Source organism: Flavobacterium gawalongense, from assembly GCF_007097265.1.
Classification (GTDB): Bacteria; Bacteroidota; Bacteroidia; order Flavobacteriales; family Flavobacteriaceae; genus Flavobacterium; species Flavobacterium gawalongense.
The window spans coordinates 109,643-127,014 of the sequence record NZ_VJZP01000002.1 but is presented as its reverse complement, the minus strand read 5'-3'; the positions used below and the strand labels follow the sequence as shown (position 1 = coordinate 127,014).

Below are 17,372 nucleotides of genomic sequence, written 5' to 3'. Positions count from 1 at the left end.
AAACGCTACTACTATAATTATTAATTAGATAATTGTATTTTCGCAAACTGAATATAAAATTAACAACAATAAAAATGGCAGTTTTAGCAAAAATTAGACAACGTTCCGCCTTATTAATAGCAGCTATTGCAATCGCATTATTTGCTTTTATTATCCAAGATCTTATAGGTAAAGGTGGCCTTGGTCAAAATACAAAAGATGTAGGAAGCATCAACGGAAAAGATATCTCATTTGAAGATTTTAGAATAAAAGTGAGCAATGTTGAAAAAAGCGGTGAAGGAATTACTTCAACAGCTGCGGCTAACAGAGTTTGGGACCAAGAAGTTTCTATCGCTTTACTGACATCTGAATTTGATAAATTAGGATTGAGAGTAGGTGAAAAACATATTTTAGAAGTTTTAAAAGCAGATCAAAACATTGGTAAAAACCCATTGTTTTTGAATGCAGCAGGTATGTTTGACATTGCAAAATTCAAAGAATATTTCAAATCAAATCCAGCTCAAGCACAATACTTGAGAGACAGAGAGAAAGACGCTGAGTTGAATGCTAAATTTCAAATTTACAATACTTTGATAAAAGCAGCAGTTTATACTACTGAAAGCGAAGGAAAGTTTAAATATGAAATGGAAGCAAACAAAGTAAATTTTGCTTACGTTGCAGGTTTATATTCTACCATTAAAGACAGTGATGTAAAAGTTACTGATGCTGAGATTGTAGATTTCATGAAGAAAAATGAAAAAAAATACAAAGCAGACGAATCTCGTGAAGTAGAATATGTTTTAATCGAAGATAAAGCTTCAACAGAAGATGAAAATGAAGTTAAATCTAAAATTAACGGATTGTTATCCGGTAGCGTGGTTTATAATCAAGCTACGGGTAAAAATGATACTTTGCCAGGATTCAAATCGGCTGCAAACACGATCGAGTTTGTAAATTCAAATTCTGATGTTCCTTACGATTCTACTTATATTGCCAAAAAAGATTTGCCTGCAGTTGATGCCGATAGATTGTTTAATCTTGCTCCAGGCGAAGTGTATGGACCGTATATGTTTGGAAAATACTACTGTATTTCAAAATCTATGGGTAAAAAATTAGGTGTAAATGCTAAAGCAAGTCACATTTTAATTAGTTATGAAGGAACACAAGTCCCGAATCAAAAAGAAAAAAGAAACAAAGAGCAAGCTAAAGCTAAAGCAGAAGCAATATTGGCTCAGGTGAATGCAAATCCAGATAGTTTCCTGATGTTGGCATTCACAAATTCTGATGACTCATCAGCACAACAAGGTGGTGATTTAGGTTATTTTGGTCCAAACCAAATGGTAAAACCTTTTAACGATTTCGTTTTCAATAATTCAATTGGCAATGTAGGATTAGTTGAAACACCTTTCGGATTTCACATCATCAAAATTACAGATAAACAAGACGGAATCCGTCTGGCTACAGTAGCTCAAAAAATAGAAGCTTCAGAAGTAACTTCAGATAAAATATTTACACAGGCAACTAAATTTGAAATGGATGCTGCTGATACTGATTTTGCAAAAGTGGCGAAAAACATGAAACTTACAATAGCTGCACCGGTTACTGTAAAAGCAATGGACGAAACTTTTGGTCCTTTAGGAAACCAAAGAACAATAGTAAGATGGGCATTTGAAGATGATTCTAAAGTAGGTGCTGTAAAAAGATTTGAAGTGGCTAATCTGGGTCATGTTATTGCAAAGGTTAAAAGTATCGATAAATCTGGTTTAGTGTCAATCACTTTGGCTAGACCTTATGTAGAGCCAATTCTTAAAAACAAGAAAAAAGCAGAATTGATCAAAGCTAAAATGACAGGAACTTCTTTGGAAGCAATTGCAAAAGCTACAGGTTCAACTGTACAGCAAGCTACTGAAGTTACAATGGAAAACCCAATGTTAGTTGGTGCAGGTCAAGAGCCTAAAGTTGTTGGAAATGCATTTGCATTGTCAGCTAATAAATTGTCAGCGCCAATTGAAGGAAATACAGGCGTTTATGTTGTGAAAAACGTAAGCACAGTAAAAGCACCAGCTTTGAAAAGTCATGAAGCTTATGTAGCTAAATTGAAATCACAAAGCGCTTCAGATGTAAATCGAGTTATTCCTGCATTAAAAGGGAATGCTAAAATTGAAGACAACAGAAAACAATTCAATTACTAAATTCGAACTGTATTAAATATGAAAATCCCGATTTATTCGGGATTTTTTGTATTTTAGTCCAGACGTTCTTAATTTTAGTGACTATTATCCTTTTGGTCAGTTAGTTCCAAACCGCCACGGGTCAAGTAATTCCTACCGTTACGGCTTCCAGGGGCAGGAAATGGATAATGAAATCAAAGGCGAAGGGAACTCCTTGAATTACGAGTTTAGGATGCACGACCCGAGGGTAGGAAGATTTTTTGCAACTGACCCACTAACTAAAAAATATCCATTTTATAGTCCTTATGCATTTAGTGGGAATAGAGTTATTGATATGATTGAGTTGGAAGGATTGGAACCAACTGATGATATGCAAATGCAAGCTCGGATAGATGCTAAAAAATTAATTTCAGGAGAAATTACTACTTCACAACATATTGAAAACCAAAAAAGAGAGGCTGTTGGAGTATTACTTGGGGGTGCGATTTTAGTTGATATTTTTGTTACAAAAGGATGGATAAGTAAGACTTTAGCGGGTGGGGGGTTACTTGAATCAATTAATGAGACAGAAAGAGGTTATGAAGCACGAGCTAATGGTAATGAAGTAGAGGCGCAAAGAAGATTTGATAATGCAGGAGAAGCTACCAAATTGGCTATTTTTGAAGGTATAGGATGGGCAGCAGCAAATGGAGTAGGTAAACTTGTTGCCATTGCAAGTAAATTAAATAGAGGTGGCTCCAAATTAGTGTCATCCGCTATGTTGGAAAAATACCCTTCTTCAGCTACATTTGGTAACCCAAATGAAACATTTATGTCTTCAGCTAAAGATATTGATGCCCTTTTAGCAAAAGGATTATCTAGAGAAAAAATAGCAGTTGAGTTAGGAATTGAAGACCCTTTATTTCTTAAAGGAGACTTAATCCGAATAGATATAGATATTAAGCTTTCCAAAGAATTAAACATAAGAAATCCGACAGGTAATGAAGTTGGAGCTAATTCAAAATACATACCAGGAGCAGGAAAGACTCCAGGAGGTCAATCAGAAAAAGTTGTTGATGGAATACCCAAAAATAGTGCTAGGGTGTCCGTAAAAAAATTAAAGAACTAAAAGCTTAAATTATGAGTGAAATTGGGAGTAAATATTTATTTCAGTGTAAGAAAAACTATCTCGATAACATTAGGCCGTCAAGTAAAGATAGATTTGATAAATTAGGTTATCAAATATTAGTCGAGATTGCAAAAGATTATTTTCAAAAAGGAGAAATAGAAAAATTTTCAAGTTTTTTTCAAGAATCTCAATATACTGTTAATTTATGGACAGCTCATTTAATTTTGGAATATGGTAATCCAAGTGAGATAATAAAACGAGAGGCTATTGAAATTATAGAGCGTTATTCAACAACTCCATTAAATGCTAATTTAGCGAATGAAGAAAAAGAATGGTTAATCAAAAATCAAATAGCCCCCCCAGATGGTCCGAGCAGAAAATAAGTTCAACGGGTAGTGCGATGCCTCTGGCTCGTACCCACAAAGTTGAGCAGACAAAACAAGTCAATAAACAAAAAAAGCAACAAGTAAAATTGTTGCTTTTTTTGTTAAGTACTATACGCAACAAATGTGTACTATAAGATACAAATACGAGACAAGTTAAATTTTTGTTAAAATTACAATGAAGAGACATTTTTGGCGAAGAAGTCCTTGAATTTTTTAGAAGTTAACATTTTGTCAATCATTTTAAAAACAATGTTTTTATCTTCTTCGTCGAGTTCTTCCAGGAGTTGCATTTGCTCAATAATGGTTTTATCTTCAATCACAACTTCTTTGGGAATAAGGTTTTCGTCATAGTTTAAAATAGCATCCGTAGTAAGATTAAAGAGTTTGGTCAATTTTTGTAGCTCAGCTACGGTTACTTCTCTTCCTCCTTTTTCTATCTTACTATAAGTGGATTTATCCACTCCGATATGGTTGGCTACTTCTTTTTGAAGAAGACCTTGTTTTTCTCGTATAATCTTGATGTTATCTGCTAAACTCATAAAGCAAAAGTAGAATAAAAATACACTAAATACAAAATATAGAATTTTAATAAACTTAAAAATAGATTTAAAGTAAACTTTTGTTTAGATTTGCAGTAGAAAAATTAGAAACAAATAATTTCAAGCTATGCAAAGTCCATTAAACACCCAAAACCCCAACAACTACCTTTTCGACACCAAACACCTAAAAATCCAAGTTCTAGGCGGAATACGGTTTAATAATCTCGAAGCGATGCGGGTAACTTTAGGCATCCAAAAAGTTGGCAAAGAGCAGGTTTTACGGCAAAACATCGATTTATACAACGACACGAGCATAGAGAAACTAACGAGAAAAGTAGCCGAGCGACTGGAAATAGGTACAACAATCGTACGAAGAGATTTAGATCAACTCACAAACGAACTCGAAAATTACCGTTTGGAGGAAGTAGAAAACCAAAGTAAACAATACGAAAAGCAAGTAAAAGTTTTAACCGAGAAAGAAATAAAAGAAGCTAGAGAATTTCTACAAAGCCAAAATCTTATACCTAACACACAAGAAAACATAGGCAAATCGGGCGTAATCGGAGAAGAAATAAACCGACTAATGATGTATTTAATATTCACGTCAAGAAAAACCAATAATCCATTACAATGTATTTCTTTGGGCAGTTCAGGAGCAGGGAAAACCCATTTGCAAAGCAAAGTATCCGAACTCATACCCGAAGAAGACAAAATAGAAATGACGGTTTTAAGCCCCAACGCCTTTTATTATTTTAACCGAACAGAACTACGAAACAAACTCATATTAATCGAAGATTTGGACGGAGCAGAAAGTGTATTGTATCCGCTTCGGGAACTACAAAGCAAGAAGAAAATCACAAAAACCGTTGTTCACAAAGACCAAAAAGGCGTAACCAAAACAATGCACCTAACCGTAGAAGGACCAGTAAGCGTGGCAGGTTGCACGACACAAGAAAGCATTTACGAGGACAATTCTAACCGCAGTTTTTTACTCCATATTGATGAAAGCCAGGAACAAGACGAAAAAATAATGTTCTACCAACGGCAATTATCAGCAGGAAAAGTAAACCATACCGAAGAATTACAAGCAAAAATATTACTCCAAAATGCCCAACGATTACTCAGGATAATCACCATCAAAAATCCTTTTGCCGAGTTCCTCACACTTCCGGCATCAGTTTTTAAACCAAGGCGAACCAACGCCCACTATCTGCAATTTATTGAAGCGATAACTTTTTACAAACAACACCAAAAGTTCCATCATATCGATAAAGAAACAGGCGAAGAATATATAGAAACATCAATAGAAGACATACAAGAAGCCAACGAACTCATAAAAGAAGTATTACTTCGTAAAAGCGACAGCCTAACGGGAGCGTGCAGGAATCATCTCGAAAATCTAAAAGAATATCTTAAAAAGCAAAATCAAACCCAGTTTACCAATAGCGAAATCCGCAGGAATTTAAGAGTAAAAGAAACCACACTCAGACGCTACAACAACCAATTATTACTGGAAAACTACATCAGGAAAGTACAGAACAAAACCACTAAATCGTATGCTTATCAAATCACCAACCCCGAGGAATACCAAGACCTAAAAGTCTTAATAGACAAAGCTTTGCAGGACTGTATGACCCAAATACAACTCGCCACCCCGCCACCAACAAACCCAACCAAAAAGACGGCTGTAAAGCCAATAAAACCAAAGGATTAAGTATAAAAACCACTCAAAATGCAAAAAACAACGTACACCCCCATAAAAAATGAAAGTTATCTGGAAATTGTAAAAGACTTCGACAACTGGCTGGACATATTGGGTTATAGTGAAAGTACCATAAAAAGTTTACCCAGTCACCTGCGGGAGTTTTTTCATTACTTGGAAAATAACAACATCAATACAGTCAATCATATAAGCATACAAATCATAAAAGAGTATTACAACCATCTAAAAACAAGAGAGAATCAAGCCCGGGACGGAGGATTAAGCAAAGCATATTTAAACAAACATTTACAAGCCCTGTTCAAGTTCAATGATTATTTAAAAGCACACAATCACAAAGGCATCAATATCCATTTAAAACGAGAAGAACAAAACCAGCGGGATAGCTTACAAATACTCACGCAAGACGAAATCAAACAACTATTTAAAGCCACAGAATTTAGCAATAACCAACAAAGAATCTGCAAAAGAGATACCGTAATTTTAGTATTATTATACAGTTGCGGACTACGAAGAAACGAAGCAATCAATCTGGAAATCAAAGACATTTTATTTGACAAAGAACGAATTTATGTGAGAAAAGGCAAGAATTACAAAGAGCGATATGTACCAATAAACGATTACAATCTTAAAATTATTGAAGAATATATTTACGATTACAGACCACGATTTAAAGACTACAAAGACACCGAATATTTACTGATTAATTATCGGGGAACACCATTGCAAGGACAAAGTTTATGCAACAGACTAACCAAAATAGTCGAAGCCACACAAGATAAAACCATTATACAAAAGCAAATTACGCCTCATATTTTACGCCATTCCATTGCCACGCATTTACTGGAAAAAGGAGCAAATATTGAAACCATCAGCCAATTTTTAGGACACAGCAGTTTAGAAAGCACACAAATCTATACGCATTTATTAGAAGACAAATCAAAAACCAATAACGATGAAAAACTTCATAACCTACTTAGAGAAAAACGGTTACAGCAACAAGAGTTTTCCAGCATTCCAAAGGGCTATCGTTCGCCTAGATATATGGATGAATAATTTTGGCACAACGGCTGCAAGCATCGATTATAAAACATTTTTGAAATATGTAGAAAAATTAAAAAAGACAGGAATAAAAACCAATACACTACAAAGCTACATTGGGAACTTAAAAATATACTTCAAATACTTACAGGAAGAAAATTATCGTAACGATAATCCAATAGAAAACATCAATATAAAAGGCAAAGTAAAAACGGTGTTAGGCAATCTTTTAACGGCTGACGAATTAGAAGATTTATACTATTCTTACGAAACAAAAGATAATGATCTGGCAAGGAAACGAAACAAAATAATTATAGGGTTATTGGTCTATCAAGGTTTACACAGCAAAGAATTACAGTGTTTAAAAGAAGAACATATAGAACTTTACAAAGGCAAAATAACCATTCCACAAACCAAAAGAACTAACGGGCGAACACTCGAATTAAAACCGTGGCAGTTAATGGAAATGATGGAATACATACAACAAATACGCCCGAAAATAGTACCAAAAGGAGAAGAGAATTTATTTACATCAAGCTACGGAAATACCAACATTAACAACGTGATTAAAAAGATAAGCGAGGAATTAAAGCTAATCAATTACAGTTATCAAAATGCAATCCAAATCAGAAACAGCGTGATTGTAAACTGGCTTAAAATACACAATTTACGAAAAACACAATACCTTGCAGGACACCGATATATTAGTTCTACCGAGCGTTATAAACAAGACAATTTAGAATCTCTTCACGAAATGATTAATAATTTTCATCCGATAAATTAAAAAAAATAGAAATATGGAACAGAATTTGTACATTTGTAAAACACTTAAAAAGGTTAATATTATGGATTTAGCAGCTAGAAAATATAGTTTTATACAAGAGTTAACTACTGTTGATGAAAGTCTTTTAGGGAAGCTTGAAAAATTTTTAAAGGCTAATAAAAAAGATTGGTTTAGCGAATTATCAACTGAAGAACAGGCAGAAATAGAAATTGGCATAAAGCAAGCCGATAATAATGAATTTGTAAGTCACGAAACAGTAATGGGTAAATTTGCAAAATGGCATTAGAAATAAAATGGACGCCACAAGCAGACAAAGGATTAGAAAGAGTAATAAAATATTTAGAGGCAGAATGGACGGTAAGAGAGATTTTGCAACTGGAAAAGAAGATAAAACAAGTAACCAAACAAATTAGTCTTAATCCAGAACTATTCCCAAAATCAGAAACCTATAAAAAGCTGTACAAAGCAATTGTTGACAAGAATAATTATTTGGTTTACAGAGTAAATACCAAAAAAGGTTCTGTCGAAATAGTAAATTTTAGAGGAACAAAACAAAACCCGAAATATTAAAAATGACCGCTTCAAAAGAGCGGTTTTTTTATGTTTAAAAATTCAGTTCCAAAACAACAATCCAAATCCAAACAGCAGAGCAAAAAGCGGTCTCCCTCCGGTCGCTTCCTTTGTTGCGTTCGGCTGTTCCAGTCGGCTGAAAAAGCCTCCGTTTCACAGTTCACTCGTACGCATAGCACCTGCCAGCCCTGAAAAAGGGCAGGCAGTTACTACGCTTCCTCGCCCTCATCTCCACACGGTCGCTTCCTGCGTTCGTCGGGGCTACTACATCCACAATACAGCTTCATTGCGTTTTGCTTCGTAAACTACGCTGCACTTCATTCAGCCGTATTTGCGTCTGTCGCCCCTTGTGTTTTGGCGGTTGCTCTACCGCCAGCCATCAACCTCAATAGGAACGCTAACGCTGATTTTAATTATTTGTTCCGCTGAAGCTTCACTTTTTCGGTTGCCGTTTCACGCTCCTATCCCTACACTTTCGCTACGTAAAAACTTCGCTTCGTTCTCGGTCTAGGGTGGCTGTCAGTGACCGCAACACCGCCACCCGTTCAGCAAAAAACGCTCCTTGCAAGCACCGCTTTTTTTGCTTCACTTGGGGTGTTTATTGTATAACCGCATACTAACGCCCTACGGTTGTTTGCTCATTTTTTCAGAAGATTGCCAAGGGGCATCTGTCTGAAAAAGAACATTATCGTTTTAGCAATCTTCTAAAAAAATCGAGCGCCAAATAAAGGATATCAGCCAAGACAAGTGATAAGCAGGAAGTTTAGGGAATATTTGCAGTGATAATGAAGGAATGCGGAATATTTTATTATTTTTACAAAGGAAGATGTAAGGGATACGTTCTTAAAAAAAATACTGAAAAAAATCAGAAAAGGTGTGCTAATACTTGCGAACACCCAGCAAAATATCGCATAGGTTTTGACCCTTTCGGTATGCTTGTGCCGAACAGGCATTCGTCTAGTACTCAATACAGATATGGTTTCGGTGGCCATGAAAAAGATGATGAGTTGAAAGGTGAAGGGAACAGTTATGATTTTGGGGCAAGGATGTTAGATCCACGCGTGGGAAGATGGTTTGCAATAGACAAAAAAACTCACGAAGAGTCTGCTTGGAGTCCATATCGTTATGGTTTTAATAATCCTCTTTATTTTATAGATAAAGATGGGAATATTGAAATTCCTTTGAAGAGTAACGCTGTTCACGATCCAAAAACTCTTATAAGAGTTGAAGATAATTTTACCATTAGAAACAAAAACAAGCAGTATGTTTTAGCTGATAAGCATTATGTTAAAGATATGACCTCAATTGGTCATAAAGGACAATGGTATGAATATGCTTATGAGGCTCATGGAGTTAACAAGATGAATGCAAAAGAAAGACAGCATAATTCGGATGGAATGTTAGCAACCATTAATTCTGGTTTCTTTAAAACAAGAAGAGTAGGTACTTCTCCGCATATTGGAGTAGATTTAAAAGCACCAGTAGGTACCGATATTTATTCTTTTGGAGATGGTAAAATTTCTTCGACAGGTTATTCTGATGGCACAGGGAAATTTGTTGTTATAGAATATTCAAATGGTGATAAAGTGAGGTTTATGCATTTAAGCGAGATTAATGTTGGCAAAGGAGATGTTGTAAGCGAAGGTCAGATATTCGCTAAAACTGGAAATTCTGGTTATTCAAATAAAAGCAAAGGAACACATTATCCTGCGCATTTGCATGTAGATGGTGCTGATAAAGATGGAAATTTAATAAGTCCTCTAGAAAGAAAATATGGAACTGTTACTAATGAAGAGTTTTTTGGGAAATATGGAGGAGATTGGGAAAAATTGCAAGACAGTAAAATATTTCAAGGTCAAGAATTACAAGAGGTAATAATTACAGCTAAAAAAAGTAGTAAAAATCAAGCTACTCCTGTAGATCCATCTAAATTATAATAATTTAAATTTTAATAACAAAAAGCAATACATAACATGCAAGTGAATTCTATAATAAAGTATTTCGTTTTATTTTATCTTATACTGTGTTTTTTATCTTGTAATAAATCCCCTAAGAAAATAGAAGACACAAAAGAAGTTCAAAAAGAACATGAAAAAAAAGAGAATATTGATTTTAGACTTGATGCTAACTATATGTTAAGTAGTACAAGCGATGATTTAAAGAAAAAAGACTGGTTTAAAAGTCAAACTTCTATTGGGAATGATGAATATGATGAGTGGCTAGAGGGTGATTTTTATTATTCTGAAGATGAATGGGTAAAAATTATATATGGAGATGTGAAAGGAAAACATCCTAATTATCTTGAATCAAATTCAAATGCTTTTTTGAAAAATTCTACATTAAGAATAGGAGATCTTTTAAAAAATGCTATTTACAGGAATAGTATTAGTGTTGATTATGATGAAGGCAATTTAATTTTAAAAGACAAAAACATTCAATATCATTTAGATTGTTCTGAAAACACGGATGTTGCTGATTTTGAAATAATTATTGAATCAAAAGAAACTAACGATAAGAGTATTTATCCAAAGAGTTTAGACAGCTGTAGAGTTGTATTTTTGAGAATATATAAAAAGGGCTAAATTACCAGCCCCCTGGCGCAAGCGTCACGTTTGTGCGCACAAACGAGGGCAGACAAAATAAGCAATAAAAAAACCGAGCAATTGCTCGGTTTTTTGTTTTATAACATCGCTACATTTTTATTAAAGAAGTCTTTAAATTTTTTGGTAGTGAGCATTTTGTCTATGATTTTAAAGACGGTGCTTTTGTCTTCCTCATCTAATTGCTGTATCAATTGCATTTGCTCTATAGTAGATTTATCTTCAATCACTACTTCAGTAGGAATGCTGTTTTCGTTGTAGTTCATAATTTGGTCAGCAGTAAGATTAAAGAGCTTTGTTAGTTTTTGCAGTTCTGCAACGGTAACTTCTCTTAAACCCTTTTCAATCTTGCTATAAGTAGATTTATCCACGCCGATATGTAGGGCGACTTCTTTTTGTAGAAGCCCTTGTTTTTCTCTAATTACTTTTATGTTGTCCGCTAAATTCATAAGACAAAAATAGAAATAATAAACACTAATAGCAATATGTAGAAATATAATAAACTTTATAGTTGCTTTTATGTAAACTTAAATCTATTTTTGCAGTAGAAAAATTAGCAACAAATAATTCTAATCCCGATCGCTCGTATATGCAAAATATTTCTTGATACGGATAGCGCGGTTTTGCAAACCGTGCCCACTGCAATTGGCAACTAAAACAAATCTAACAAAATTACCTCTAACTCATAATCTAATCCTGCATAATTTCTTGCTGAGCTAAAATAATAATCCTCAGGAAGAGTTACAATTTTGTCTTTCACAGGATTATTATGAATGTAATTTATTTTTTGTTTTATGAACCAATTGCTTTCAACAATTTCGGCGTGATACCCTCCTTGCCAAACTTTATATTTTTGGTCTTTTTTGAGATGTTCGCAAGATTTTTGAAAATACTCCAGCAGCCATTCTCTTCGACTCTCTGGTTCTTCTTGTATGGTTTTTACAATTTGTTTTGATGTGAATTTCTTGAAATCTCGCATTATGTCAGACAAAATAAAACCATTTGTGCCTTTGCACAACAAATGCAAATGACTTGACATTAAACAATAGGCATAAATTTCTAAGCCTTTCTTTTCTTGGCAATGTTTCAATGCGTTTGTAATAATGTATTTCTGATTCAATCTTGTAAAAATATCTATCCAACCTACTGTTGTTATAGTTATAAAATAAGCTTCGTCTGTTGTTGTGGCTTTGTATTTTGTTGACATTTTTGTTTTAAAGATACTAAAAAAGCTACAACTTTTTACGGTGTAGCTTTTTTTGAATTGTTTTGTTTGCTCTCGTTGGTGGGCACAGAATGCAATTCTGCGCTATCCAAACAGAGCGAGTTTACTGCATATCCGAGCGATCGGGTTATTCCTGCATTGAAAGGGAATGCTAAAATTGAAGACAACAGAAAACAATTCAATTACTAGATTCGAACTTAATTAAATAGAAAAAATCCCGATACATTCAGAATGTATCGGGATTTTATTTTTAGTACAGTTTTTGTTTGAAGCTTTAGCAGAATTTAAGATAAAAATCTAATTGTAGAATTAAGATAAAATTATTTCGCCATAAGGAATAATTGTTCCAAATCCTTTTGAAGCAAAATATTTATTTGGATTTTCAGAGGCAATTGCCATAACAAAATCGCCTCCCCAAGCGCCAAGGCTTTTGACAACACCATTAAAATCTGGAAATAAAGATTCTTTAACGGTTTGCATTTCCAGAATAATACTCATTTCAGCTTCGTGTTTTTCAATCGCTAAAGCAAATGATTTAAGGGTAGTTGCTTTTAAAACTTCAAAAGTTGTTTTGTCATTTAAAACAATGGTTCTGGCCAGATTATTTTTTTTATTGATGTTGTACGAAGCGATTGCATTCTTGCTGCTTTGCTTTTTATTGAGATATACAAAATAGATGTTTTCTGTAAACATTGGGTTGAAGATTACTTTTTCAACAATAGGTTTTCCTTGTTCTAAATGATATAAAATAGGAGTATCATTTTGAGCGCAAGCAATATCATAACCGCTTCCTCCAAAACTGTTTTTAAGCAGCGTAAAGGCGTCGATTTGTAACCACTGTGCAATGTTGTTTATCAAAGTCGACGAGGTGCCTAAACCCCAGCTTTTAGGAAATCCAAGTTCAGTGGTGATTGCGTATCCTTCGGAAAGAGTAATGAAATCAGGATTTAATATAAAAGCTTCGTGTAAAATAGCTATAAGTGTAGATTTAACTGATTCGCTCTCTGAATTTCTTTCATTTAAAATATCCGAAAATGAAATGCTATCTTCAAACCAAATGCTTTTGTCGGCATCGTAGCTTTTCCAAATGATTTCTTTTTTGGTTCCTTTTTCTATGATCAGGTTTTGTCCCAATTTTGTTGGTAATGCAAAAGCTTTTGCACCATCTAAAACAAGATATTCTCCTGTAATTAAAAGTTTTCCGTTACTGTAAAATGTTTGTTTCATGTATTTTTTTTAGCCCCGATTACTTCACTTAATTTCTATTTTAATCGGAGTTCAGTGAACTTCGTTTGAAGTGGAAATCCCTTTTTAAGGTTTTTACCGAAAAAATGATTACTTCACTATACTTTTATTTTAATTTGAGTTCAGTGAATTTCATTTGCAACGTATAGCGGGAATAGTTTCTCCCTTCGACTGCGTTCCGGGTTGCACTATATTATTTTCTTAAATTTTCAATAAAGTCAACAACTGCACTATGTGAAATAGTATTTTTCTTGAAATATTTATGTACCAAAATCCGTTCATCATCATTGGCTTCAAACTGATTGATGATATTGTTTAAATGCATTTTCATATGTCCTTCCTGAATCCCAGTAGTTGTCAAGGAGCGCAAAGCGGCAAAATTTTGTGCTAAACCTGCTACGGCAACGACTTGCATTAATTCTTTTGCGGATGGATTTTCAAGCATTTCTAATGATAATTTTACTAATGGATGCAAAGAAGTCAATCCGCCAACGGTGCCTAATGCCAAAGGAATTTCTAACCAAAAAGTAAAAATACCGTTCTCTATTTTGGCATGTGATAAGCTGGAATAGTGACCATTCCTTGAAGCATAGGCGTGAATGCCAGCTTCTACCGCACGAAAATCATTGCCTGTAGCCAGTACAACGGCATCGATTCCGTTCATAATTCCTTTGTTGTGTGTTACGGCGCGATACGGTTCCACTTCGGCAATCTGAACTGCTTGAACGAACCGTTCTGCAAATTCTTGCGGATTTGGAATGTGTTTTTCTTTTAATTCTTCAACAGGGCACGAAACCTCAGCTCTTACGAGACAATTAGGAACATAATTCGAGAGAATGCTCATTACTATTTGGATGTTTTTCTCTGTTACAGAGAATAATTCGTATACCAATGCTTCTTCTCTTAATGTTTTGGCAAATTGCTCTAAACACGAATTGATGAAATTTGCGCCCATGCTGTCTTTGGTTTCAAATGTTGCATGGAGCTGAAAGTAATTGGGCAATAAATTAGTTTTGTCTTTCAGGACAATATCGAGAATTCCACCGCCCCGTTTTTGCATGTTTTTTGTAATGGATTCTGTTTCTGAAAAAAACTTTGCTTTGGTTTGAATAAAGAATAATTCCAGTTTTGAAATGTCGCCCTTGTAAATAAAATGAACCTGGCCAATTTTTTCCGTGTTGATAACAGTGGCTTTAAACCCACCTCGAGTGGACCAAAATTTAGCTGTTTTTGAGGCAGCGGCAACCACGGAACTTTCTTCAATAGCCATTGGAATGGCACTGTATTTGTTATTAATTAGAAAATTTGGAGCAACTCCAAGCGGAATGTAGAAGTTGGTTATCGTGTTTTCTATGAATTCATCGTGTAATTTCTGTATTTTTTCATCTGTATTCCAATAGTTTTTAAGTAATGCTATTGCTTCAGAGGGATTTGAAAAGTATTCTTTGGCAATCCAATTTATTTTTTCTTCTTTGGATAATTTAGAAAATCCGGCTACGGCGTTATTCATTCTCAATAGATTATAGTATGTATACTGGCAAAGATACGCTTTTAGCCGTTTTGTTTACTATCATATTATCCTCAATAAATGGGTGTGTTTAATATTGTTTTTAACATTTAACACATCAAATGTGAAATTATTGTAAATTTTTCACTAAAATTGACGGTTTTTATATTTAAATCAATATCATGAAATAGCCATGATTAAAAATAACAATATCGAATGAAAATAACGCCTCATGGCGTATAACATATTTCCAAAATTTAATAGTATCTATATATGAATTCGAACAAAATTACAGCCTTACTTTTATTCTTGTGTTTTACTGTTTTTGGTCAACAAAAAATCACAATTGATAAAATCTTTAATGGTGCTTTTACTGCTAAAGGAATGGATGAATTACAGTCCATGGAAAATACCAATCAATACACTGTATTGAATTCTGACCAGACTTCAAGAAGTGCACAAATTGATTTGTATGATTTTGCAACGTTGAAAAAAATTGCGGTTTTAATCGATACAAAAGATCATAAGGAATTACCTGTGATTGATAGCTATACGTTTGACGCTTCTGAAAAAATGATTTTGTTAGCTTGTAATACCAATAAGATTTTCCGTCATTCTTTTACTGCAGATTATTATTTGTACAATATTGGAACGAAACAATTAACTAAGTTGTTCGATTTTCAGGTTCAGGAGCCTACCTTTTCTCCAGATGGGAAAAAGATAGTATACGCCAGAGAGAATAATCTTTATATATATGATTTGGCTTCAAACAAATCGACTCCTATTACTACTGACGGTAAGAAAAATAACATCATCAATGGAATTACAGATTGGGTTTATGAAGAAGAATTTGCTTTTGTAAGAGCATTCGACTGGAGTGCCGACAGTAAAAAAGTGGCCTATATTCGTTTTGACGAAAGTCAGGTTCCAGAATTTTCCATGTCTATGTTTGGAAAGGATTTATATCCTACAATTCAAACCTTCAAATATCCAAAAGCAGGTGAAAAGAATGCTGCAGTTTCTCTACATATTTATGATGCCAATACCAATGCAACTAAAAACATAAATCTGGGGAACTACAATGATTTTTACATTGCCCGAATGAAATGGACGAACGATGTCAATGTTTTATCTGCGCAGGTATTGAATCGTCATCAAGATAATTTAGATTTATTATTTATCGATGGAAATTCAGGGGCAACAAAAGTGGTGTTGAATGAAAAAGACAAAGCCTATGTAGATGTGACTGATAATTTGACTTTTTTGAAAGACAATAGTTTTATTTGGACTAGCGAGAAAGACGGTTTTAACCATATTTATGTGTATAACAAAATGGGGAAATTGAAAAATCAAGTGACCAAGGGCAAATGGGAAGTAACCAATTACAATGGTTTTGATGAGAAAACGAATACTGTTTTTTACCAATCAGTAGAGAATGGATCGATTAATAGAGATGTTTATAGAATAGGTCTTGACGGAAAAAACAAAGTGCGATTGTCTAAAAATGTAGGGACAAGTGCAGCTACTTTTAGTCCAAATTTTCAATACTATATTAACACGTTTTCAAGCGCATTGCAACCTACTACTTATACATTGAATGATGCTAAAACAGGAAAACAGGTAAAGGTTATCGAGAATAACGAAGCGTTAGCTTCAAAATTAAAAGCATATAACTTACCCGCTAAAGAATTCTTTGTTTTAAAAACGGAAAAAGGGAATGAACTAAATGCTTGGATCATGAAACCAAAAGATTTTGATGCTTCAAAAAAATATCCTGTTTTTATGGTTCAATATTCAGGACCTGGATCACAACAGGCAGTAAATCAATGGGGTAGTTCTAATGAGTATTGGTTTATGATGTTAGCGCAACAAGGATACATCGTAGCTTGTGTTGACGGACGTGGAACTGGTTATAAAGGTGCAGATTTTAAAAAATGCACTCAAAAAGAATTAGGAAAATATGAAATGGAAGATCAAATTGATGCAGCTAAGGTCATTGGGAATTATGCATTTGTAGATAAAGCAAGAATTGGAATTTGGGGATGGAGTTTTGGAGGATTTATGGCTTCAAATTGTATTTTGAAAGGAAACGATGTTTTCAAAATGGCCATTGCTGTTGCTCCGGTAACGAATTGGAGATTCTACGATAGCATTTATACGGAAAGATACATGCAAACACCTCAGGAAAATCCAAGGGGTTATGATGAGAATTCACCAATAAACCACGTGGATAAACTGAAAGGAAAATTTCTTTTGATTCACGGTTCCGGAGATGATAATGTGCATGTGCAGAATTCGATGCAAATGATGGAAGCCTTGATTCAAGCCAATAAACAATTTGATTCGCAGATTTATCCCGATAAAGATCACAGTATTAGAGGTGGAAATACCAGAATTCAATTGTATACTAAAATGACGAATTTTATTAAAGAAAATTTAGGGGATAGCAATTCTCCAAGCAAAGAAACAATTTGATTCTCAAATCTATCAGAATAAA

16 protein-coding genes are annotated in these 17,372 nt (G+C 34.2%); 11 read left to right on the top strand and 5 right to left on the bottom strand.

Annotated features, from left to right (window positions below; all coding sequences use genetic code 11):
* The first annotated feature begins 74 nt into the window (after positions 1-74).
* The 3 genes from FNW38_RS02230 to FNW38_RS02220 are packed head-to-tail and all read left to right on the top strand — an operon-like array spanning position 75 to position 3,641.
* Positions 75-2,171, top strand: a complete 2,097-nt coding sequence (locus tag FNW38_RS02230; protein WP_143386890.1) for a peptidylprolyl isomerase — start codon at positions 75-77, stop codon at positions 2,169-2,171.
* A 46-nt stretch (positions 2,172-2,217) separates the two neighbouring features.
* A complete protein-coding gene (locus tag FNW38_RS02225; RefSeq protein WP_143386889.1) occupies positions 2,218-3,258 on the top strand; it encodes an RHS repeat domain-containing protein in 1,041 nt (346 codons plus the stop codon).
* An 11-nt stretch (positions 3,259-3,269) separates the two neighbouring features.
* On the top strand, positions 3,270-3,641 hold the full coding sequence (locus FNW38_RS02220) for a site-specific integrase (protein ID WP_143386888.1): 372 nt from the start codon (positions 3,270-3,272) through the stop codon (positions 3,639-3,641).
* Between the two features lie 173 nt (positions 3,642-3,814).
* Here FNW38_RS02220 and FNW38_RS02215 read toward each other — a convergent pair whose 3' ends face one another.
* Complete coding sequence (locus tag FNW38_RS02215) at positions 3,815-4,183, bottom strand: helix-turn-helix domain-containing protein (RefSeq protein ID WP_143386887.1); 369 nt, start codon at positions 4,181-4,183, stop codon at positions 3,815-3,817.
* A 127-nt stretch (positions 4,184-4,310) separates the two neighbouring features.
* On the opposite strand from FNW38_RS02215, the gene FNW38_RS02210 reads away from it, so the two are divergent.
* From FNW38_RS02210 to FNW38_RS02180, 7 genes are all read left to right on the top strand, one after another.
* The gene (locus tag FNW38_RS02210) at positions 4,311-5,897 is read left to right on the top strand and encodes a hypothetical protein (protein WP_143386886.1); all 1,587 of its coding nucleotides are present in this window, start codon (positions 4,311-4,313) and stop codon (positions 5,895-5,897) included.
* An 18-nt stretch (positions 5,898-5,915) separates the two neighbouring features.
* Positions 5,916-6,959, top strand: coding sequence for a tyrosine-type recombinase/integrase (locus FNW38_RS02205; RefSeq protein WP_143386885.1), 1,044 nt, complete (start codon positions 5,916-5,918; stop codon positions 6,957-6,959).
* Complete coding sequence (locus FNW38_RS02200; protein ID WP_143386884.1) at positions 6,859-7,728, top strand: tyrosine-type recombinase/integrase; 870 nt, start codon at positions 6,859-6,861, stop codon at positions 7,726-7,728. Before FNW38_RS02205 ends, FNW38_RS02200 begins: the two co-directional genes overlap by 101 nt.
* Before the next feature lie 61 nt (positions 7,729-7,789).
* Positions 7,790-8,014, top strand: coding sequence for a hypothetical protein (locus FNW38_RS02195; RefSeq protein WP_143386883.1), 225 nt, complete (start codon positions 7,790-7,792; stop codon positions 8,012-8,014).
* Entirely contained in the window at positions 8,005-8,298 is a 294-nt protein-coding gene (locus FNW38_RS02190; protein ID WP_143386882.1) for a type II toxin-antitoxin system RelE/ParE family toxin, read from the top strand. The genes FNW38_RS02195 and FNW38_RS02190 overlap by 10 nt, the downstream gene beginning before the upstream one ends.
* 932 nt (positions 8,299-9,230) lie before the next feature.
* Positions 9,231-10,235, top strand: a complete 1,005-nt coding sequence (locus FNW38_RS02185; protein ID WP_185963063.1) for a peptidoglycan DD-metalloendopeptidase family protein — start codon at positions 9,231-9,233, stop codon at positions 10,233-10,235.
* Positions 10,236-10,271: 36 nt separating this feature from the next.
* Positions 10,272-10,880: a hypothetical protein gene (locus FNW38_RS02180; protein ID WP_143386880.1), complete on the top strand. Its 609-nt coding sequence runs from the start codon at positions 10,272-10,274 to the stop codon at positions 10,878-10,880.
* A 98-nt stretch (positions 10,881-10,978) separates the two neighbouring features.
* On the opposite strand, the gene FNW38_RS02175 is transcribed toward FNW38_RS02180, so the two are convergent.
* The 4 genes from FNW38_RS02175 to FNW38_RS02160 all read right to left on the bottom strand — a co-directional run bounded on the left by FNW38_RS02175 (position 10,979) and on the right by FNW38_RS02160 (position 14,878).
* On the bottom strand, positions 10,979-11,347 hold the full coding sequence (locus FNW38_RS02175) for a helix-turn-helix domain-containing protein (RefSeq protein ID WP_143386879.1): 369 nt from the start codon (positions 11,345-11,347) through the stop codon (positions 10,979-10,981).
* A 203-nt stretch (positions 11,348-11,550) separates the two neighbouring features.
* Positions 11,551-12,105: an REP-associated tyrosine transposase gene (locus tag FNW38_RS02170; protein WP_143386878.1), complete on the bottom strand. Its 555-nt coding sequence runs from the start codon at positions 12,103-12,105 to the stop codon at positions 11,551-11,553.
* Between the two features lie 327 nt (positions 12,106-12,432).
* Entirely contained in the window at positions 12,433-13,350 is a 918-nt protein-coding gene (locus FNW38_RS02165; protein WP_144064572.1) for a GYDIA family GHMP kinase, read from the bottom strand.
* Positions 13,351-13,561: 211 nt separating this feature from the next.
* Complete coding sequence (locus FNW38_RS02160; RefSeq protein WP_143386876.1) at positions 13,562-14,878, bottom strand: hydroxymethylglutaryl-CoA reductase, degradative; 1,317 nt, start codon at positions 14,876-14,878, stop codon at positions 13,562-13,564.
* Between the two features lie 270 nt (positions 14,879-15,148).
* Here FNW38_RS02160 and FNW38_RS02155 point away from each other — a divergent pair, with 270 nt between their 5' ends.
* Positions 15,149-17,350, top strand: coding sequence for a S9 family peptidase (locus tag FNW38_RS02155; RefSeq protein ID WP_143386875.1), 2,202 nt, complete (start codon positions 15,149-15,151; stop codon positions 17,348-17,350).
* Positions 17,351-17,372 lie beyond the last annotated feature (22 nt).